The following is a 601-nucleotide window of genomic DNA, read 5'->3' as shown; positions in this document are numbered from 1 at the left end:
GCCGAGATTGAACGACGCCACGATCGGCACTTTCACGTGCCCGAGCCCGAGGCTGGACGCGATGGCAACGGGCGCCAGCAGATGCGCCGCTTCGAACAGGCCGATATTCAGCTTGTCGCGGACATTCGACCACGACACTTCCCGGACCAGCTCGACGTTCAGCCCCTCGGCCTTCGTGAACCCCTTGTCGACCGCGACAATCAGGGCGGCGGCGTCGGCCAGCGGAATGAAGCCGATGCGAAGCGGGTGGTCGATCATTTCAGCAACTCCGCTGCGGTGATGATCGACTGGGCGATCTCACCGATTTTCTTCTTTTCACGCATCGCCGTGGATCGCAGCAATACGTAAGCCTCTTCTTCATTGAGGCCCTTGAGCTTCATCACGATGCCCTTGGCACGGTCGWTGATCTTGCGCTCCTCCAGCGCCGACTTGGTGCGCTCGAGCTCGTCCTGCAGTTTGGAGAAGGCATTGAAACGGGAGATGCAGAGATCGAGGATCGGCTTGATCCGCTCCTTCTTCAGCCCGTCCACGATGTAAGAGGATACCCCCGCCTCGACCGAAGCCCGCGCCGACTCGGCGTCGCTCTGGTCGACGAACATGG

2 protein-coding genes are annotated in these 601 nt (G+C 61.2%); both read right to left on the bottom strand.

From position 1 onward, the window contains the following. Positions 1-258, bottom strand: a 258-nt coding sequence (locus AC1DU6_RS34805; RefSeq protein ID WP_477863085.1) for an ABC transporter substrate-binding protein, incomplete at its 3' end; no start/stop codon positions are given. Further along, the coding region (locus AC1DU6_RS34800; RefSeq protein WP_477863083.1) for an ANTAR domain-containing response regulator at positions 255-601 on the bottom strand (347 nt) is incomplete at its 5' end. The genes AC1DU6_RS34805 and AC1DU6_RS34800, both read right to left, overlap by 4 nt.

The sequence above is a fragment of the Roseateles sp. P5_B10 genome, from assembly GCF_056400485.1.
This window is presented reverse-complemented; position numbering and strand designations above follow the sequence as displayed.